We start from the raw sequence: 18,758 nt of genomic DNA, 5'->3' as shown, positions 1-18,758 counted from the left end.
GAGAACCATTTACAAGTGTGTGCCAGATGGATGGTGGCCCGTGCAAATAAAAAGGTAGCTTCGTATCTATTTGTTTCACGATAATCGGTTCCCAACCTGCGCACGGAAACCGAGCCCATGGCCACCAGCAGTACCTCGACCAGCAGCGCCACCAGCACCGCCAGCACCGCCAGCCCGTTGGTGATGCGCATCATCACCTTCTGCGCCCTGGCGCACCTGATCAACGACTTGATCCAGTCGGTGCTGCCGGCGATCTACCCGATGCTCAAGGCCAACTACGACCTCAGCTTCACCCAGATCGGCCTGATCACCCTGACCTTCCAGGTGACCGCCTCGCTGCTGCAGCCGTGGGTGGGCTTCTTCACCGACAAGCGCCCGACCCCCAACCTGCTGCCCATGGGTACCCTGTGCACCCTGGTGGGTATTGTGATGCTGGCGTTCGTCGGCAGCTTCCCGATGATTCTGCTGGCGTCGGCCCTGGTGGGTATCGGCTCGTCGACCTTCCACCCCGAGACCTCGCGCATCGCCCGGCTGGCTTCCGGCGGGCGCTTCGGCCTGGCCCAGTCGACCTTCCAGGTGGGCGGCAACGCAGGTTCTGCATTCGGCCCGCTGCTGGCTGCCGCCATCGTCATCCCCTTCGGCCAGACCCACGTGGCCTGGTTCGGCGTGGCGGCACTGTTCTTCTTCGCCGTCACCCTGATGCTGCGCCGCTGGTACAAGGAGCACCTCAACCAGGCCAAGGCGCGCAAGGCGGTGCAGGCTACCCACGGCATTTCGCGCCAGCGGGTGATGATGGCGCTGGTGGTGCTGGGCCTGCTGGTGTTCTCCAAGTACTTCTACATGGCCAGCTTCACCAGCTACTTCACTTTCTACCTGATCGAGAAGTTCCAGCTGTCGGTGGCCAGCTCCCAGCTGCACCTGTTCCTGTTCCTCGGCGCGGTGGCGGCCGGCACCTTCTTCGGCGGCCCGATCGGCGACCGCATCGGGCGCAAGGCGGTGATCTGGTTCTCGATTCTTGGCGTGGCGCCGTTCACCCTTGTGCTGCCTTACGCCGACCTGTTCTGGACCACCGTGCTCAGCGTGGTGATCGGCTTCATTCTGGCCTCGGCGTTCTCGGCCATCGTGGTGTATGCCCAGGAGCTGGTGCCGGGCAACGTGGGGATGATCGCCGGGATCTTCTTCGGCCTGATGTTCGGCTTCGGCGGCATCGGCGCGGCGCTTTTGGGGTATGTGGCGGACCTGCGGGGCATCGAATATGTGTACGGGGTGTGCTCGTACCTGCCGTTGTTTGGCTTGTTGGCTGTGTTCTTGCCATCTACTGGCAAGAAGTGAAAACGAAAGGCCCTTCGCTGAGCTACAGCGTAGGGCCTATGGCATGGAGACTCGATTCATTGAAAGTCCATGCTGATGCTTGATTAATTTTCTCGGCGCAGATTTTGCCCTGCATCCGCTACTGGAAAATTGGTGTTGCGCGCTTGGGCCTCGCGAAAGGCGCGTGAGCTCTGGTGCATTTGTTGGGCCGAGTAACGCTGTTCCCACGCTCGTGTAGTAACGGCAGGGCGTCTCGGGTGAAAAACTGAAGAAATGAATCGGGATGCCCTGTGAAGCGCTGAGTCGATGCGTGAGAGAAGGCTGGTGCTGCGTGGTGGAGGGCGTAAGTTTTCTGGTGCGGCTACTAATTCAGCAAGATTATTCCGGACCCGTCGCAAGGAAGGCGTTTGTTGCTGAAGTGCAGCAGCTAAAGGTGGTCGGAGTACGGCTTGAGCAACCTGTGCAGGTGCACGGATGGGGTCGGCGGCTAATGCTTGAGGCTGTCTCGGCACTGCCGGTACGACTGGTCGTGGTCTGAAAGTACGGCTTTGAATCTCAGGCTGTAGATCTATTGTGAACGTAAATGGGCGAGCGCCGGCTTCGCCATCCGGGTCTACCAGATTGATCGGGTCCCGATTGCAATAGGCATAACTATTTAGTCCTCCCTTACCAAATGGAGAGTAAATGTCAGGTGAGATAAATATCATCAAGGCGGGATTGTAAGCTCGATAACCCCTACCGAGCAGATAGTTACCTGTGGCGTCTCTGGGCTGAGCGTTGTAGCCCAAGGTGGATAACAGGCTATTGCGCAGAGGGTCGTAGCCAAAGGGGCTATAAGCAAACGTATGTTCTTTGTTTGTAGAGCGCTGCCGCAAAACAGATCCTGAAGAATCGGTGGCCAGTAATGAGCTAGACGGGCTATCTACCATTTGATGTGCCATATATTTGCCTCTTGTTCTGGGCCAGAATCACTGAAATTTGATCCATGCGCAGCGCGGCTACAACTGGTAGAAATGTCAGTTTTGCGCACAGCTCTTGCGTTATCGCGGGCCGCCATTACTCATCCATGCTCCAATTGACGGCTTGCCTGCCCTTGGCCTAGAGTGCCGTCTCTCCTCCTGCTGCGTAGCTAATGCAATGCGCCGTACCGATGTCTTCAGCTCCCCCCGCCAGCCTGTCGCTCCGACAGCGCGCCGCGCGTGGCCGAGCGACACGGTGCTCAAGCGTCGGCGCAGCGTCCTGTTTGCCTTCACCTTCTCGCCACACCTTGCCCTGAACTGATCCGCGCCCCTGCGTGCCGCGCCTTGCCGGCGTGTGCGCATGCGCCTGCGTTCGAACATCTTTCAGTGGTTTTTCAGCCGGCCCGGGCGTTGCGCCTGTGCGTGCCGGTTTGCAAGGAGTGGTACATGAACATGCGTTTGCTGGCGGGCCTGTTGTTCGCCGTTTCGGTGGTTGGCTTCAGCCTTGGAGCGAGCCTGCCGCTGGTGTCGTTGCGCCTGCACGAGGCCGGGGCCGGTACGTTGCAGATCGGCATCATCTCGGCGATACCCGCAGCGGGCATGATGCTTTCGGCGTTCATGGTCGATGCCTGCTGCAAGCACCTGACCCGCCGCGTCATCTACCTGCTTAGCTTCAGCCTGTGCACCCTGAGCATCGCCCTGCTGGAGTGGGCCTTCGACTCGATGCTGTGGCTGGCGCTGCTGCGCCTGGGCTTGGGTATCGGTATGGGCATTGCGATCATCCTCGGCGAGTCGTGGGTCAACGAGCTGTGCCCTGACCACAACCGCGGCAAGATCATGGCCCTGTACGCCACCAGCTTCACTGGCTTCCAGGTGCTGGGCCCGGCGCTGCTGGCGCTGCTGGGTGCCGACAGCCCGTGGCTGACCGGGGTGGTCACCGCCTGCTACGGCCTGGCCTTGCTGTGCATTCTGTTAACCGTGCCCAACGACCATGTCGAGCATGAGGAAGGCGAAAAGAGCTTCGGCCTGGCCGGTTTCTTCCGCGTCGCCCCGGCGCTGTGCGTGGCGGTGCTGTTCTTCTCGTTCTTCGATGCGGTGGTGCTGTCGCTGCTGCCGGTGTACGCCACCAGTCATGGCTTTGCCGTGGGTGTGGCGGCGCTGATGGTGACCGTGGTGTTCGCCGGCGACATGGTCTTCCAGCTGCCGCTGGGCTGGCTGGCCGACCGGGTCGAGCGCACCGGGCTGCACCTGGTGTGCGGGCTGGTGGCCATGGGCATCGGCATCGCGTTGCCGTGGCTGTTGCAGGTGACCTGGCTGCTGTGGCCGTTGCTGGTGGTGCTGGGCGCGGTGGCGGGGGGGATCTACACCTTGGCGCTGGTGCTGATCGGCCAGCGCTTCAAGGGCCAGGACCTGGTAACGGCCAATGCCAGCGTGGGCTTGCTGTGGGGTGTGGGCAGCCTGGTCGGGCCGCTGGTCAGCGGCGCTGCGATGGATGTGGCACCCCATGGCTTGCCCATGGCGCTGGCGCTGATGGCCGGGCTGTTCGTGTGCTTTGCCCGGCAGGCCTATCGCCGGGCGGGCAGGTTGCAGGCGGCTGCATAGGCCATTGGGGCAATTGTCTTGTGCTGCCCGCCCCAGGCCTTACGCCGCCCCGATACTCACCCAATAGCGCGTACGGTAGTCGACCCGCACCGGCAGGCTGCGGGCGATCAGCAGCAGAATCTGGTCGGTGTCGGCCAGCTGGTAGGTGCCGGACACCTTCAACCCGGCTACCTCCGGCGCGCAGCGCAGCAGGCCCGGGCGGTAGCGCGACAGCTCGTCGACGAACTCGCCCAGCGGCATCTGCTGCACACTGAGCACGCCTTCGGTCCAGCCCCAGGGGTCGCCATGCAGGGTGACGGGCTGGTAGCGGCCATTGCTGGAAATCTGCAGCACCTCACCGGCTTTGACCGGGTGTGCGGCAGGCGATGCGGGGAACAGCGTCACCTCGCCGTGACGCACCGCCAGCAGTAACCCTTCCTTGTTTTCCCGCAGCAGCAGCTGGCCGCCTTGGGTGGCGAGGTCACCGATGCGGGTGTCGATATGGAACGGGCGGTTATCGCCAGCGTTACTGTTCAGGCTGACTTCACCTTGCACCAGCGTCAGGTGACGCAGGTCGGCGCTGTAGTGCAGGTCGATGGCGCTGTCGGTGTTCAGGCAAATCTGGCTGCCGTCGTTGCCGGTGAGGTCGCGGTGCTCGCCGGTGGCGGTGCGGCTGTCGGCGACCAAGGCCGCCAGGCCCAGTGGCTCGCGTGCGGTCCAGCCCACTGCACTGCCCACGGCCAGCAGCGACAACAGCTTGAGGTGGTCACGTCGGCTGCTGCGCAGGTTTTGGCTGGCGTCCAGGGTGCGCCGGCTCAGCTCGCCCGGCAGCCCGGCCAGTTCGTCGCCCATGGCGCTTACCCGTTGCCAGGCCCGTTCATTCAGCGGGTCGCTGGCAAGCCAAAGCTGGAACTGGCGCTCGGTGCGCGGGCCGGGGCTGTCGTAGCGCAGCCGCACCAGCCAGTCGATCGCCTGGTCGACCTGGGCCTGGCTGGGTGGTTGCTCAGGCGTCGGCATAGCGCAACCGGTAGCAGGCGCCCAGGGCCTTGGCCAGATCTCGCTCGACGGTGGCCCGCGACACGTTCAACTGCAGGGCGATCTGGTTCAGCGCCAGGCCGTCGAGCTGGGCCAGCAGGAACGCCTGGCGCGCCCGGGGCAGCAGCTTGTGCAGGGCAAGGTCGAGGCGTTCGAGGGTGTCGAGGATGACCAGGCGCTGTTCCTCGCTGGGGGCCTCCTGCTCAGGCAGGCTGGCCAGGCTTTCGAGGTAGGCCTTTTCCAGCGCGCGGCGGCGGAACTGGTCGATCATCAGGCCCCGGGCGATGCTGCTGAGGTAGGCGCGGGGCTCTTTTAGCGGCGATACCTGGCGGGCCTTGAGCAGGCGCACGAAGGTGTCCTGGGCCAGGTCTGCGGCGTGCTCGCGACAACCCACCCGCCCGGTCAGCCAGCCGCGCAGCCAGCGGTGGTGGGTTTGATAGAGCAGATCGACCTCGGCCGGTTTCAGCGTGTCATTGATCTGCATCGTCAGAAGAGCCTTGCCCAGGGAATGTGATTGTTAATTGTTCTCAATTCTATGTGGGGCGGCACAGGCAGATCAATGGTATGCCAGAAATTCGTTGCGCCAGTGAGGGGCATTTATCGATGAATGGTCAGCCCTGCGCTGCCCCTGCAGGAGATCACCTAGCCCTTCGGGCTGTGTTGTCGGGCAGAGAACTCGTCTCGCAGATGCGCCACGGCCATTGTGGGAAGCGGCCTTGTGTCGCGATGGGCTGCGCAGCAGCCCCGGCAATTTTGTATGAGGTCGAGGCCTTGGGGCCGCTTCGCGCCCCATCGCGACACAAGGCCGCTTCCCACAGAGACCGTGTTAAACCAATGAGCTGTAGTTTGTTCTATGAGAACCAGCAAGCCGGCGATGAGGCCGGCACCGGCAGCAAAAAACCGGCGCCCCCAGGCACAATTACCTGCAAGAATCGGAGTGAACCCCCAGGCCTTCCCTGTCACGCTTGCCTCATCGCCCCCGGAGAGCCCCCGATGAAGCCCTACACCACCGACGCCGAGCGCTGGCAGGCTGTGCAGGCCCGGGACAGCGCCGCCTGCGGCCATTTTGTCTACGCCGTGCGCAGCACCGGCGTGTACTGCCAGCCAGCCTGCAAATCGCGCCTGGCCAAGCGCGCGAACGTCGAGTTCTTCGACATCGCCGCCCAGGCCGAAGCTGCCGGCTACCGGGCCTGCAAACGCTGTTGGGCCACCCAACGGCGCACCGACCTGGTGGCCCGCGCCTGCCGCCTGATCGAAGCCGGCGACCCGGCGCCCGGCCTCGACCAACTGGGCGCTGCACTGAACGTCAGCCCGTTTCACCTGCACCGCCAGTTCAAGGCCGAAACCGGCCTGACCCCCAAGGCGTACGCCTCGGCATTTCGTGCCCGGCGCCTGCGCGAGCGGCTGGGCGAGGCCGGTAGCGTCACCGAGGCCATTTTCGATGCCGGTTACAACTCCAACAGCCGCTTCTACGAAAGCGCAGGCGAACGCCTGGGCATGCGCCCGCGCGAGTATCGTGCAGGCGGCGAGGGGGCGGTGATCCGCTTTGCCCTGGCCCAGTGCTCGCTGGGGGCGATTTTGGTGGCGCAGAGCGAGCGCGGCATCTGCGCGATCTTCCTGGGCGATGAACCCGAGCCGCTGCTGCGTGACCTGCAGGACAAATTCCCCAAGGCCCAGTTGGTCGGTGGTGACGCTGGCTTTGAGCGCCTGGTCGCCGAGGTGATCGGTTTCGTCGAAGCGCCAGCCCTGGGCCTGGCCTTGCCGCTGGATGTGCAGGGCACCGCCTTCCAGGAGCGCGTGTGGCAGGCGCTGCGCGAAGTACCGCCGGGCTGCCGGGTCAGCTACAGCGACATCGCCGAGCGCATCGGCGCCCCCCGGGCGGTGCGCGCCGTGGCCCAGGCTTGCGCGGCCAACAGCATCGCCGTGGCCATCCCCTGCCACCGGGTAGTGCGCCGCGACGGCGACCTCAGCGGTTACCGCTGGGGCGTGGAGCGCAAACGCCAGCTGCTGGGCCGAGAAACGGCACCCTCCTGAGCCTGCGGAACGCGTAGAATTTCCTCTTTGTCGTGTTGTGCTAGAGGAATGTTCGATGGGGCGTGTCAGCCTTGAGCGATTTTATGCAGGCATCCTGGCCCTGCTGTTGTGGGTGGCCATGCCGGTCTGGGCGGCGCCTGTCACGCCGGTATCGCGCCTGGCGGTGGCCGAGCAGCAGGTGCTGGACGAAGACGCGAGCCTTGAGCAACTGAGCGAGCGGCTGGACCAGATCCGTCAGGGCGTCACCGCCAATGCCAATGACGATTTGCTCTCGCAACTGCGCCAGTCGGCCATGCAGGTGCAGCGCCAGGCCGATGCCCTGGCCACCCAACGCACCACCGATGTCGAGCGCCTGGACGACCAGCTCAAGGTGATCGGCCCGGTGCAGGCCGACGAGGCCGAAAGCCTCACCCGCCAGCGCCAGCAGCTCACCGATGAAAAAAACGCGGTGCTGGCCGAACAGAAAGAGGCCGCCACACTCACCCAGTCGGCCCGCGACCTGTCCACGCAAATCGTCAACCTGCGCCGCAGCCTGTTCAACTCGCAGATCACCAGCCGCGCCGCCAGCCCGCTGAGCCCGGCGTTCTGGTCGAGCCTGATCCGCCCCACCGACGAAGACGTGGCGCGCCTGCGCGAGCTGCGCGGCGAGGCTGCCGATGCCGTGGCCAGCGCCTTCAGCGTCGAGAACCGCGGGTTGTTCATCACCGCGCTGATTGCGGCGGTGCTGGTCTGGACTCTGCTGCGCAAGCTGCTCGAGCGGCTGTTGGCCAAGGCCATGGTGCGCTGGCTGCCCGAAGGCCGGCTGCGCCGCAGCGCCCTGGCACTGGGCGTGAGCCTGGCCACTCTGGGCACCATCGCAGGGTCCGTATCGCTGCTGCGCTGGGGGCTGGAGAGCAGCGCCGAGCTGGGCAGCGATGTGGCCAGCCTGACCAACCACGTGCTCACCCTGGTGGTGTTCAGCGCCTTCATCGCAGGCCTCGGCCGCGCCATGCTGATGCTGCAGCGCCCGTCCTGGCGCCTGCCGCCAATCCCCGACGAAGTGGCCAGTGCCCTGGGCTGGTTCCCCAAGGCACTGGCCCTGAGCCTGATGGTGCTGCTCACCCAGGAACGCATCAACAGCGTGATCGGCACCAGCCTGGCGCTGACCCTGGCCACCAACGGCCTGACCGCGCTGGTGGTGTCGTTGCTGTTCGTCGCCGCGCTGGTGAGCTACCGCCGCACCCGGCGCAAGCATGAACTGGAGCGCCCGACGGGCCTGGCCGGGTTGATCCCGTTCGTGATCGTGGTGTGGGTGGTGTTGATTCTGCTGACGCTTTTGGCCGGTTACCTCACCCTGGCGTACTTCCTCACCGCCAAGTTGCTTTGGATCAGTGTGGTCACCACCTGCGCCTACTTGCTGGTGACAGTGTTTGGCGACCTCTGCGAAACCCTGCTGTCGCCACGCCAGCCCGGTGGCCTGGCGCTGGCCTCGGCCCTGGGCCTGCAACAGCGCCATCAAGCCCAGGCCAGCACCATCCTGGCCGGTATTGGCCGCACCGTGCTGTTGTTCTGCGCCGCATTGCTGGCGTTCATGCCGTCGGGCACCAGCCCCGGCGAGCTGCTGCTGAGCCTGGCCGACTGGGACGGCAGTGGCGGCAAGGTGCTGGGCAACCTGAACATCGTCCCTGCGGATATCTTCCTGGCGCTGGCGATGCTGGTGGGTGGCTGGTTCGCCATCCGCGTGGTCAAGCGCTGGCTGAGCGAGCGCCTGCTGCCGGAAACCGACATGGACGCCGGCATGCGCGCGTCTCTGGTGACCCTGGTCGGTTACCTGGGCTTCCTGTTCCTGGCCATGTTGGTGATGTCGACCCTGCGCATCAACCTCACCAGCCTGACCTGGGTGGTCAGTGCGCTGTCGGTGGGTATCGGTTTTGGTTTGCAGCAGATCGTGCAGAACTTCATCTCCGGCCTGATCCTGCTGACCGAGCGCCCGGTGAAGGTGGGCGACTGGGTGAGCCTGGCCGGTGTCGAGGGTGATATCCGCCGCATCAACGTGCGCGCCACTGAAATCCAGATGTCCGACCGCTCGACGGTGATCGTGCCCAACTCGCAGTTCATTTCGCAGAACGTGCGCAACGTGACCATGGCCAATGCCCTGGGGGTGGTCGGCATCACCCTGACCCTGCCGCTGGAGACGGACCCTGCCAAGGTGCGCGAAGTGCTGCTGGCGGCGTACCACGAGCATGAGTCTATTCTCGATGCCCCGGCCAGCTCGGTGACGTTCAAGGATTTGACCGCCAGCGGCATGGTGATCGGCGTCAGCGGCTACGTGGCCTCGCCGCGGCAGGTGTCGGGTACCCGCAGTGATTTGCTGTTCACCATTCTTGGGCGGTTGCGCGAGGAGGGTATTGCCCTGTCGTCGCCGGCAAGCATGGTGCTGGTGCAGGAAGGGCCACGGCCGGAGGAGCATGCGTAACAGCAGGTTCAATTTCTAGAGGCTGGCGCGGCCCTTTTGGGAGCGGTCTTGCCGGGGCGCCGTCCGGCCGAGATGGGCTGCGAAGCAGCCCCAAGATCTGCGTCTCACACAAGATTGCCGGGGCTGCTGCGCAGCCCATCGCGACGCAAGGCCGCTTCCCACAGGTGTAGCGGTTGGCGATGAATCCCAGCTCAGCCCTGCCCGGCCTTCAACGCATGCTCCGCCAACGCCCGCCCCATCTGCACGTTGTGCGCGGCATTGACCAGCATCCCCAACCCCGGCTCCCCGGCCAGGGCGCAGCAGTATTCATCGATGGTGTCTTCGATCCCGCGCATCAGCTGGATCGCGTGGACCAGCGCCTCGGCGGCGGGCATGTCGTGGTTGATGGTGAAGAAGGGGCGTTGTGCGGATTTTGTGGTGGGTGGGTCGAGTACGATCTTTTTCATGGAATGCACTCATTTCGATTGAAAAGGGTGCCGCCTCCAGACCCCTCTCACAGGATGAGGGTGGCAGCCGTACGCGGGGTGAGAGACCGGTCGAAATGAGCAAATGCCGGCCAGGCCTGGGCCTGCCCGCGCACAGCTGCCATGGCAGTGCTGCGTGCTTCATTTCGACGACGGCAGGCTCTCACACCCGGTCGCCATACGACGACCCGGGGAAGTTAGTCCTTCTGGTGATGATCGACAATGCAGAAGCGTCGGCAGCGCGGGTAGGGTAATTCCCAAGCTGATGGGCTTTGAAGCACTTTGTTTCAGGTTCGGAAATGTCTTACGGATGGAGAGGGGCATTGGACCGGCGTGGGAGCGGGCTTTCCCCAATGACTAGACGGGGATCACCCCAAACACCGCGTCACATGCTTCACCGACTGATACCCCGAAAGCCCCCAAGGCCCAAGCTCGCGGCCAATCCCGCTGCCCTTGGTCCCACCCCACGAAGTCTCGACAAACACCGCCTGCACCGAGTTGATCCACACATGCCCCACCTCCAGCGCATCGGCCACGCGTTCGGCGCGTTCAAGGTCGGCGCTGCACACGGTGGCCACCAGCCCGAAGCGGCTGTCGTTGGCCTGGGCGATGGCTTCGGCTTCGCTGGCAAAGCGCCGGGCGCACAGCACCGGGCCGAAGATTTCCTCGCTCCACAGGCGGCTGCTGGTGGGCACATCCACATACAGAGTGGGGCTGACGAACCAGCCGTCGCGGTCCAGCGCCTGGCCGCCGGCCAGGCATTTCAGGCCTTCTTCGCGGGCGGTGGCGAAGTAGCCGGCCACCTTCAGCCACTGCGCCTGGCTGGTCAGCGGGCCCATGCCTACCTCTTCAAGCAGCGGGTTACCCACCTGCAACTGCTCCAGCGCAGCCTGCAGGCGCGGTAGCAGCGCATCGGCGATGCCGTCCTGCACCAGCAGGCGCGAGGTGGCCGAGCACATCTGCCCGGCGTTCCAGGTGATGCCGGCGACAATCCATTCCACCGCCTGGTCGACGTCGCAATCGTCGAACACCACGATGGCCGACTTGCCGCCCAGCTCCAGGGTTACCGGCCGGCACTGCGCGGCAGCGGCGCGCATCACCTGGCTGCCAACCCCGTTGCTGCCGGTGAACGACAGCTTGTCCAGGCCGCTGTGGCCGCTCAGGGCGGCGCCGGTTTCGGCCTTGCCATTGACGATGTTCAGCACGCCTGGGGGCAGGCCCAGCTGTTCGGCGATCTGGCCGTAGGCCTGCTCCACCAGCGGGGTCACTTCGGAGGGCTTGAGCACCACCGTGCAGCCGGCAGCCAGGGCCGGGGCGAGCTTCCAGGCGCTGGTCACCAGCGGGAAGTTCCACGGCACGATCAGGCCGACCACTCCCACCGGCTCGAGGCGTGTGCGGGCAGTGAAGCCCGGCGCTGCCAGGGGCACGTCGCGGTTTTTGCCGGGCAGTTGCTCGGCAAGGTCTGCGTAGTAGGCAAAGGTGGCGATGGCATCGTCCAGGTCGATCTCGGCCTCGAAACGCGGCTTGCCGTTGTTGCGCATCTGCAGGGCGATCAGTTCGTCACGGCGCTGGCCGAGCTGTTCGGCAAAGCCGCGCAGGTAGGCGGCGCGTTCAGCAGGCGTGACGGTTTTCCAGCCGGCCAGGGCGCGCCGCGCAGCGGCTACGGCCTGGTCTACCTGGCCGGTACTGGCGGCCATCAGTTCGGCGAACGGCTGGCCGCTGGAGGGGTCGTGGACAACGATGCAGTCGCTGCCCTGGCCTTCGACCCAACGGCCGTCGATGAAGTGGGGAGTGGTCATGGGCAAATTCCGGTCAGGCCATTTCGGCAGTGGTCACAGGTTGTACCGGCACGCTTTTGCAGCGCACCCAGCGCGGGCCCTTGGGGCCATACACGCCAGCCGGTTCAGGGAACAGGTTGAGCAAGATCAGGTACAGCACGCAGGCGATGCCGAGGGTCACCGGCAGGCTCAGGTCGATGCCGCCGGCCAGTTCGCCCAGCGGGCCGACGAACTGCCCCGGCAGGTTGACGAAGCACAGGCCCACCGCCGCGCTGGGAACCCACGCTCCCATGCCGCGCCAGTTCCAGCCATGGTTGAACCAGTAATGACCGCCCTGTTGGCCGCGGGTGAACACCTGCAGGTCGTCGGCGTGGTAGAAGCCGCGACGGGTGATCAGGCCGAGGATCATGATCACCATCCACGGGCTGGTGCAGGTGATGATCAGCACGGCGAAGGTCGATACGCTCTGTACCAGGTTGAAGGTGAAGCGGCCGACAAAGATGAAACCGATGGCCAGCACGCCGATCAGCAGCGTGGCCGCGGCGCGGCTGAGCAGGCGCGGGAACACGCTGGACATGTCCAGGCCTGTGCCGTACAGCGCCGTGGTGCCGGTGGACATGCCGCCGATCACTGCAATCAGGCATACCGGCAGGAAGAACCAGCCCGGCGAAATCGCCAGCAGCCCGCCGACGTAGTTGTTGGCGGCGATGTAGTCCGGTGCCTGGCTGGCCACCAGGGTGGCGGTGCACAGGCCGAACAGGAACGGGATCAGCGTGGCGGCTTGCGCGGCGATCACCGCCAGCATGATGCGGCGCTTGGGTGTGGCGCGGGGGATGTAGCGCGACCAGTCACCGAGGAAGGCGCCGAACGACACCGGGTTGCTCATGGCCAGAATGGCCGCGCCGACGAAGGCCGCCCAGAAGCCCGCCTGGCCCAGGTTGACGCTGCCGGCGTAGCCCGCATCGAACGGCCCGGCAAAGGCGAAGATGCCCAGCAGAAACAGCAGGCTCGAGGCCCACACGGCAATCTTGTTGACCCACAGCATGAAGCGGAAACCAAAGATACACACCACCAGCACCAGCACCGCGAACAGGCCGTAGGCCAGGCCCAGGGTCAGGTCGGTTTCCGGCAGGCCCGCCAGGCGCTTGGCGCCGCCCACCAGGGCGTCACCCGAGCTCCACACCGACAGCGAGAAGAACGCCACGGCAGTCAGCAGTGACAGGAACGAGCCGACGATGCGCCCGTGCACGCCGAAGTGCGCGCCGGACGACACAGCGTTGTTGGTGCCGTTGAGGGCGCCGAACAGGCCCATGGGCGCAAGGATCAGCGCGCCCACGCCAACCCCCAGCAAGATCGCCCAGACCCCGGCCTGGAACGACAGCCCGAACAATACCGGGAAGCTGCCGAGCACGGCGGTGGCGAAGGTGTTGGCACCGCCGAAGATCAGGCGGAACAGGTCCAGCGGGGCGGCGTCGCGTTGATCGTCGGGGATCTGTTCGACGCCATTGGTCTCGATACCGGTCGAGTGGCTCATGGTGGTGCTCCAGCGCGAGTGTTGTCGGCCTGTGGCAGGCCTTGTTGTGGGTGCGATGGCAGTGCGGCAAGGCCGCTTTCAAAGGGTCAGGCGGGTGAGGCGACCGACAGGTGCTCGTGGCATGCCAGCCAGCGCTCGCCGTGCTGGCGGAACACGATGGTCTCACGCTCGTTCAGCGCGTGTTCTTCACCGGCAATGCGAATGCGTGTGGCCACGTCGTGCATGAAGATCGCCACATCACCTTGCAGGCTCACCTGCACGTTGCTGGATTGGCAGCCGAGCACGGCAAAGCCTTCGGCCTGCCAGCCGGCCCAGACTTCTTCATAGGCACGGCGCGACAGCAGCGGCTGGGGCAAGGTGTGGAAAAGGAAGGTGGCGTCTTCGCTGAAGCAGGCGAAGTAGCGGGCGGTGTCGTTGCTGGCGAAGGCGGCTACGAGGTCGGCGGCAGCCTGCCGTACCTGGAGTGTCTGGTCCACGGGAGTGGCCTCACGGTTATTGTGATTGTTGATGAAGCGATTCTGGTGGCGGCGGGCGGGGGGACAAATCGGCTGGGGCAAATAATCAGTTCAGGAATTTATGAACCAATGCGGGCGCTTTACCCCGCAGGCATCACTGGCTAATGTGTCGGCAGCCTCGAGACGCTTGGTCGAGTGCCACTGGAACCGATGGAAACAACCCATGAGCAAGTATCAGCCACCTTTGACCCTCACAACGCCCATGCTGGCGATGGTGGCGGGTATCAGTGAACGAGTCGGGGTGCTCACGGCTCACCGCGAGACAGCCCTTACACCACAGCTGCGCAGGGGCAATCGCATACGCACCATCCAGGCATCGCTGGCGATTGAAAACAATACCTTGAGCGTCGAGCAGGTAACGGCTGTGCTTGAGGGCAAGCGCGTGCTTGGTTTGCCACGTGAAATCCAGGAAGTGCGCAACGCATTCGCTACCTACGAGGCGATGGGGGGCTGGCGCCCCGAGCGCCAAGCCGATCTGCTGGCTGCACACCAACGGCTGATGATGGGCCTGATTGATGATGCCGGGCATTTTCGCCAGGGTGGTGTGGGCATTTACCGCGGTCAACGTCTGTTGCACATGGCGCCACCTGCCAGCCGGTTGCAGCCGCTCATGCATGACTTGCTGGCGTGGCTGGGCACGAGTGATTGGCATCCGTTGATCAGCAGCTGCGTCTTTCACTACGAATTCGAATTCATCCACCCTTTCGCTGACGGCAATGGGCGCATGGGCCGCTTGTGGCAGACACTGATACTGAGCCGGTGGCGCCCGGTACTGGCTTATCTGCCGGTGGAGTCGGTGATTTGTGCGCAGCAGGAGTCCTATTACGCGGCTTTGGCCGCTGCGGACCAGGCGGGCGAGGCTACGCCGTTCGTGGAGTTCATGTTGCAGGCCCTGTTGCAGGCGCTGGTCGAGGCAGGGCATACCGACCAAGTAACCGACCAAGTAACCGACCAAGTAGCGCGGTTGCTCGAAGTCTTGCAGCCAGGGGTTGCGTTGAGGGCAAACGAGCTGATGTCGCGCTTGCAGCTGGCCCACCGTGCCACTTTCCGGGCTAACTATCTCAAGCCTGCGCTGGACGCCGGCTTGATCGAAATGACCGACCCGGCCTCACCGCGTAGCCCGGCCCAGCAGTACCGTCGTTCACGGGGCTGAATCCGCTCAACTGTAGGAGCTGGCCTGCCAGCGATAGGGCCGGCAGCAGCAATCGAAGACTCCGGGTTTCGGGCCCGTCCCCATCGCTGGCAAGCCGGCTCCTACAGGGGGACGCGGTCTCTGTAGGAGCCGGCTTGCCGGCGATGGGGCCCTCTGACCGAGCGCACGGCAAACCCTGCCGCCAGCACGGTCAGCGCCGCCCCGGCCCATGGCGTGTGGGCCAGCGACGCTGCGCCGATCACTGCCCCGCCGATGGCCGAGCCCAAGCCTACACCCAGGTGCATCGCCGATAGGTTCAGGCTCATGCCGGCCGGGAAGGTGTCGTTGCCACGGCTGGCCAAAAAGCTTTGTACAACCGGCGAGGTGGTCCAGCTCAATGCCCCCCACAGCATCATCGCCGGGATGAACAACCACGGCGTGCTTGCGCAGAACGGCAGCACCAGCAGGCTGGCCAAGTACAGCAGCGGCGCCAGCACGATGGCCTTGCCGGCGCCTAGGCGGTCAGCCATCCAGCCGCCCACGTAACCACCCGCCACACCGGCAATGCCGAACGCGGCAAATACCGCCGCCAGCCAGGCGGCCGGTACCTTGGCGATGTGCTGGGCGTAGGGCGCAAGATAAGCGAACACGGTGAAGTGCCCGGCAATCATCAGCAGCGACACCAACTGCGCCGCCACCAGCCGGCCATCGCGCAGGTGGCGCAGGTAGCTGGCCAGGGCAATCGGCTCGCTGCCCTGCAGTTGCGGCAGGCCGCGCCAGGCCATCAGCAGCACCAGCGCCGCCAGGGCGCTCAGGCCGACGAACACCCCGCGCCAGCCGAGCACGTCACACAGCAGCATGCCGGCGGGCACCCCCAGCACCAGCGAGCTGCAGATACCCATGAAAATCACCCCGATCGCGCGCCCGCGCAGGGTATCGGGCACCAGGCGCGTGGCCATCAGCGTACACACCAGGCAAGTCAGGGCGCTGGTGGCGGCCATGCCCAGGCGCGCCAGCAGCAGCGCGGTATAGCCCGGCGCCAGGGCGGCCAGCAGGTTGCACAGGGCAAACACGGCAAGTGCGGCACACAGCAGGCGGCGCAGCGGCAGGCGGCGGGTGAGCAGGGGCGAGAAGGGCGCGGCGAGGGCGAAGCTCAAGGAAAAGACTGTGGTCAGTTGCCCGGCGACGCCAAGGGGGACGTCGAGGCCGTCGGCCAGGGCCGGGAGAATGCCAACGGTGATGTTTTCGGCCATGCCGGTGACGAAGGTTGCCAGGGCCAGCAGCCAGATACGCGGGTTCATGTGTTGCCTCCGATAAACAGGCCGGCCGTGGTCCGGACCCATTGGCCCCGACGGCTGACCGGCGAGGTCAGGTCCATCGGGTTTCGAGGCAGTGCTTCGGTTATCCCGGTTCAAGCCGTGCGAGTTTAGTCGCTCGCGTGCGTCGGGTGAAGGGCCGGTAATCAGTCGGGCTCGGCGGCGATGGCCAGGGCGGCGTCCAGCACCACGCTGCGTAGCCATTTGGAGGCCAGCGAGCGGTGCTTGCGGGCATGCCACAGCTGGTAGTAACGCAACGGCTTGGCCGCCACCGGAAAGGGCTCGATGCGCAGCGGCAGCAGCTCGGCGTAATGCCGGGCGAAGGAGCGTGTGGTGGTGAAGATCAGGTTGGACTTCACCAGCGCGTAGGGGGCGATGCAGAAGTACGGCAGGGTGGTGGTGACGCGCCGCGCCAGGCCGTTGCGCGCAAGCTCCGCGCCGATGGTGCCGGGGCCTGTGGGGTTGTGGGTCATTACCCCGAGGTGGTCGGCCTGCTGGTAGGCCTCACGGGTCAGCTCGCCGGGGCCGATGGGGTGGGCCTGGCGCATCATGCAGACCAGGTCGTCGTCGCACAGCGGTTGCAGGTGCAGATGCTCGGCGGGGCTGCGCCAGTTGCCGATCACCAGGTCCAGGTAACCGTCCTCCAGCCCTCGGGAGTAGCCGCCTTCGGCCTGCAGGTGGCGGAACTCCAGGGTAGCGCCGGGGGCCTGGGCGTTGAAGCGCTCGATGATCGCCGGCACGAAGAACACGCTCAGGTAGTCGGGGGTACTGATGCAGAAGGTCTGCTGAGTGGTGGCCGGGTCGAACAGGTCGATCGGGTGCAGGATCCGCTCGATGCCGGCCAGTGCCTGGGCTGCGGGTTCGATCAGCGACAGGCCGTGGCTGGTCAGCACCATGCGCCGGCCGCTGCGCACCAGCAGCTGGTCGCCGGTGAGTTCGCGCAGCCGGCGCAGGGCCACGCTGGTGGCCGGTTGGCTCTGGCCCAGCAATTCGGCGGTACGCGACACGCTGCACTCGGTGAGCAGCGTGTGCAGGGTGCGGATCAACTGGGCGTCGCAGTGGGGCAGGGCGTTTGGCACGGTTGCCTCGAGGGGCGTTGTGATTATCGTTATTTACAAAACTATATAGCGATTAATGAGGGTGGGTCGATGGGATGCAGTTGGCAGGCCTGGCCCTATCGCCGGCAAGCCGGCTCCTACAGGGGTTATTCGATTCTTTTTTGGAGCCGGCTTGCCGGCGATAGGGCCGGGCCTGCAACCAACAGGCCCCGGGCTCAGGCCGGCCGCCAGTCAGGCAGGCCCTGGAGCAGCCGCGCCTTCTCTTGCGTCGTCTCCCCCATCAGCACGAACCCCAGCATCTGCCGCTGCGGGCTTTCATACACCGCACGCAGGTTGGCCAGGCCCTTGTCACACCGCCCAACCAACTCGGTGGACCATTGCCCGGCGCTGTCTTGCGGGCTGGCGACGATGGTTGGCAGCACGCTGGTCTTGATGGTCACCGGCATGGCGGGGTAGGCCACCGCCGTCGGCGTGCCGGCCAGGGTGCGGGCCAGGGCGCGCGCCTGCAGCAGGATAGGCGCCACATAGGGCAGCACCAGGCCGTGCACCTGCGCGCAGTCGCCCAGGGCATAGACATTGCGGGCGCTGGTGCGCAGGCAGGCATCGGTGACGATACCGCCGGCCACCTCGATACCCGCAGCCTCGGCCAGCGCGAGTCGTGGCTGCAGGCCGATGGCGCACAGCAGGTAATCCACGTCGATGGCCTGCCCGTCCTCCAGCAGCAGGCGCAGGCCAGCGCCCGTCCGATTGACCGCGACCGGTGCACTGCCGAAGGCCAGGTTCACGCCGATGGAGGCCAGTGCGTTGGCCATCTCTTGCCCGGCTTCGGCCGGCAACAGGCGGCTCAGGGGCCAGCTGGCGCGGTCGATCAGGGTAAGCGTATGGCCGGCGTGGCACAGGTCGTTGGCGAACTCGCAGCCGATCAGGCCGCCGCCGAGAATGGCCAGGCGGCTGGCATGGCCGACCTGCTGGCGAAAGCGTCGGTAATCATCCAGGTCGTTGACCGTGACCATGGCCTGGGCGCCGTCACCGGCCAGTGGCAAGCGCCGGGCGTCGGCGCCCAGGGCCAGCACCAGCGCGCTGTAGGCCAGCGGCTGGCCGTCGATGAAGACTTGCTGCGTGGCCGTGTCGATACGCTCCACCACGCTGTTGGGGCGGACCTGGGCATCGAGTTGCACGGCCATCTGCTGCGCGCTGGAGGTGACCAGTTGCTCGGCCTGCCGGCCGGTCTGGAAGGCGTTGGACAGCGCCGGCTTGGAGTAAAACTCGCCGCTGTCGCGGCTGAGGATCACCAGCGGCGTGGCGCTGTCGAGCTTGCGCAGCTCGCGGGCCACGCTGTAGCCGGCCAGGCCCGAGCCGATGATGACGATGGGTGCAGGCTGCGCCGCAGGCGCCGGGGTAGCGCCCTGCGGCAGGCGAACCATCTCGAAGTCGGCCTTGCCCACCCCGCACTCCGGGCAGTACCAGTCATCCGGCACGTCTTCCCAGCAAGTGCCCGCCGCAATGCCGTCTTCCGGCCTGCCTTCGGCTTCGTCGTAGAAGAAGCCGCACACCAGACATTCCCACTTGTACATGTTCATCGCTCC

The 18,758-nt window shown here is 65.4% G+C and carries 15 protein-coding genes; 5 read left to right on the top strand and 10 right to left on the bottom strand.

Annotated elements, in window-relative coordinates:
* Positions 1-117: 117 nt before the first annotated feature.
* A complete protein-coding gene (locus KSS94_RS23155) occupies positions 118-1,332 on the top strand; it encodes an MFS transporter (protein ID WP_217840373.1) in 1,215 nt (404 codons plus the stop codon).
* Positions 1,333-1,415: 83 nt separating this feature from the next.
* Here KSS94_RS23155 and KSS94_RS23150 read toward each other — a convergent pair whose 3' ends face one another.
* The gene (locus tag KSS94_RS23150) at positions 1,416-2,240 is read right to left on the bottom strand and encodes an RHS repeat-associated core domain-containing protein (RefSeq protein WP_225935916.1); all 825 of its coding nucleotides are present in this window, start codon (positions 2,238-2,240) and stop codon (positions 1,416-1,418) included.
* Between the two features lie 477 nt (positions 2,241-2,717).
* Here KSS94_RS23150 and KSS94_RS23145 point away from each other — a divergent pair, with 477 nt between their 5' ends.
* Positions 2,718-3,872, top strand: coding sequence for an MFS transporter (locus tag KSS94_RS23145; RefSeq protein WP_217840371.1), 1,155 nt, complete (start codon positions 2,718-2,720; stop codon positions 3,870-3,872).
* Between the two features lie 39 nt (positions 3,873-3,911).
* Here the strand turns inward: KSS94_RS23145 and KSS94_RS23140 are convergent, their stop codons facing one another.
* The gene (locus tag KSS94_RS23140; RefSeq protein ID WP_217840370.1) at positions 3,912-4,868 is read right to left on the bottom strand and encodes a DUF4880 domain-containing protein; all 957 of its coding nucleotides are present in this window, start codon (positions 4,866-4,868) and stop codon (positions 3,912-3,914) included.
* Complete coding sequence (locus KSS94_RS23135) at positions 4,855-5,370, bottom strand: sigma-70 family RNA polymerase sigma factor (protein ID WP_217840369.1); 516 nt, start codon at positions 5,368-5,370, stop codon at positions 4,855-4,857. The genes KSS94_RS23140 and KSS94_RS23135 overlap by 14 nt, the downstream gene beginning before the upstream one ends.
* A 509-nt stretch (positions 5,371-5,879) precedes the next feature.
* On the opposite strand from KSS94_RS23135, the gene ada reads away from it, so the two are divergent.
* Both ada and KSS94_RS23125 read left to right on the top strand, forming a co-directional pair.
* Complete coding sequence (ada, locus tag KSS94_RS23130; protein ID WP_217840368.1) at positions 5,880-6,920, top strand: bifunctional DNA-binding transcriptional regulator/O6-methylguanine-DNA methyltransferase Ada; 1,041 nt, start codon at positions 5,880-5,882, stop codon at positions 6,918-6,920.
* Between the two features lie 55 nt (positions 6,921-6,975).
* A complete protein-coding gene (locus tag KSS94_RS23125; protein ID WP_217840367.1) occupies positions 6,976-9,375 on the top strand; it encodes a DUF3772 domain-containing protein in 2,400 nt (799 codons plus the stop codon).
* A gap of 191 nt (positions 9,376-9,566) precedes the next feature.
* On the opposite strand, the gene KSS94_RS23120 is transcribed toward KSS94_RS23125, so the two are convergent.
* The 4 genes from KSS94_RS23120 to KSS94_RS23105 form a co-directional block, all read right to left on the bottom strand.
* Complete coding sequence (locus tag KSS94_RS23120; RefSeq protein WP_217840366.1) at positions 9,567-9,821, bottom strand: hypothetical protein; 255 nt, start codon at positions 9,819-9,821, stop codon at positions 9,567-9,569.
* Between the two features lie 386 nt (positions 9,822-10,207).
* Positions 10,208-11,638, bottom strand: coding sequence for an aldehyde dehydrogenase family protein (locus KSS94_RS23115; RefSeq protein ID WP_217840365.1), 1,431 nt, complete (start codon positions 11,636-11,638; stop codon positions 10,208-10,210).
* A 13-nt stretch (positions 11,639-11,651) separates the two neighbouring features.
* On the bottom strand, positions 11,652-13,151 hold the full coding sequence (locus KSS94_RS23110) for a purine-cytosine permease family protein (RefSeq protein ID WP_217840364.1): 1,500 nt from the start codon (positions 13,149-13,151) through the stop codon (positions 11,652-11,654).
* An 86-nt stretch (positions 13,152-13,237) separates the two neighbouring features.
* Positions 13,238-13,627, bottom strand: a complete 390-nt coding sequence (locus KSS94_RS23105; RefSeq protein WP_217840363.1) for a YybH family protein — start codon at positions 13,625-13,627, stop codon at positions 13,238-13,240.
* A gap of 202 nt (positions 13,628-13,829) precedes the next feature.
* On the opposite strand from KSS94_RS23105, the gene KSS94_RS23100 reads away from it, so the two are divergent.
* A complete protein-coding gene (locus tag KSS94_RS23100; protein ID WP_217840362.1) occupies positions 13,830-14,819 on the top strand; it encodes a Fic family protein in 990 nt (329 codons plus the stop codon).
* 101 nt (positions 14,820-14,920) lie between these two features.
* On the opposite strand, the gene KSS94_RS23095 is transcribed toward KSS94_RS23100, so the two are convergent.
* The 3 genes from KSS94_RS23095 to KSS94_RS23085 all read right to left on the bottom strand — a co-directional run bounded on the left by KSS94_RS23095 (position 14,921) and on the right by KSS94_RS23085 (position 18,746).
* Entirely contained in the window at positions 14,921-16,099 is a 1,179-nt protein-coding gene (locus tag KSS94_RS23095) for an MFS transporter (protein ID WP_217840361.1), read from the bottom strand.
* A gap of 161 nt (positions 16,100-16,260) precedes the next feature.
* Complete coding sequence (locus KSS94_RS23090) at positions 16,261-17,193, bottom strand: LysR family transcriptional regulator (protein WP_217840360.1); 933 nt, start codon at positions 17,191-17,193, stop codon at positions 16,261-16,263.
* Between the two features lie 194 nt (positions 17,194-17,387).
* Complete coding sequence (locus KSS94_RS23085) at positions 17,388-18,746, bottom strand: FAD-dependent oxidoreductase (RefSeq protein WP_302471815.1); 1,359 nt, start codon at positions 18,744-18,746, stop codon at positions 17,388-17,390.
* Positions 18,747-18,758: the final 12 nt, after the last annotated feature.

The organism is Pseudomonas fakonensis (genome assembly GCF_019139895.1).
GTDB classification, from domain to species: Bacteria; Pseudomonadota; Gammaproteobacteria; order Pseudomonadales; family Pseudomonadaceae; genus Aquipseudomonas; species Aquipseudomonas fakonensis.
This window is presented reverse-complemented; position numbering and strand designations above follow the sequence as displayed.

Excerpts from the sequence above, each read along its gene's own strand:
- KSS94_RS23155 (WP_217840373.1), top strand. The coding sequence starts at position 118 with ATGGCCACCAGCAGTACCTCGACCAGCAGCGCCACCAGCACCGCCAGC.
- KSS94_RS23135 (WP_217840369.1), bottom strand. The coding sequence starts at position 5,370 with ATGCAGATCAATGACACGCTGAAACCGGCCGAGGTCGATCTGCTCTAT.
- ada (WP_217840368.1), top strand. The coding sequence starts at position 5,880 with ATGAAGCCCTACACCACCGACGCCGAGCGCTGGCAGGCTGTGCAGGCC.
- KSS94_RS23110 (WP_217840364.1), bottom strand. The coding sequence starts at position 13,151 with ATGAGCCACTCGACCGGTATCGAGACCAATGGCGTCGAACAGATCCCC.
- KSS94_RS23115 (WP_217840365.1), bottom strand. The coding sequence starts at position 11,638 with ATGACCACTCCCCACTTCATCGACGGCCGTTGGGTCGAAGGCCAGGGC.
- KSS94_RS23085 (WP_302471815.1), bottom strand. The coding sequence starts at position 18,746 with ATGTACAAGTGGGAATGTCTGGTGTGCGGCTTCTTCTACGACGAAGCC.
- KSS94_RS23140 (WP_217840370.1), bottom strand. The coding sequence starts at position 4,868 with ATGCCGACGCCTGAGCAACCACCCAGCCAGGCCCAGGTCGACCAGGCG.
- KSS94_RS23150 (WP_225935916.1), bottom strand. The coding sequence starts at position 2,240 with ATGGTAGATAGCCCGTCTAGCTCATTACTGGCCACCGATTCTTCAGGA.
- KSS94_RS23095 (WP_217840361.1), bottom strand. The coding sequence starts at position 16,099 with ATGAACCCGCGTATCTGGCTGCTGGCCCTGGCAACCTTCGTCACCGGC.
- KSS94_RS23120 (WP_217840366.1), bottom strand. The coding sequence starts at position 9,821 with ATGAAAAAGATCGTACTCGACCCACCCACCACAAAATCCGCACAACGC.
- KSS94_RS23100 (WP_217840362.1), top strand. The coding sequence starts at position 13,830 with ATGAGCAAGTATCAGCCACCTTTGACCCTCACAACGCCCATGCTGGCG.
- KSS94_RS23125 (WP_217840367.1), top strand. The coding sequence starts at position 6,976 with ATGGGGCGTGTCAGCCTTGAGCGATTTTATGCAGGCATCCTGGCCCTG.
- KSS94_RS23145 (WP_217840371.1), top strand. The coding sequence starts at position 2,718 with ATGAACATGCGTTTGCTGGCGGGCCTGTTGTTCGCCGTTTCGGTGGTT.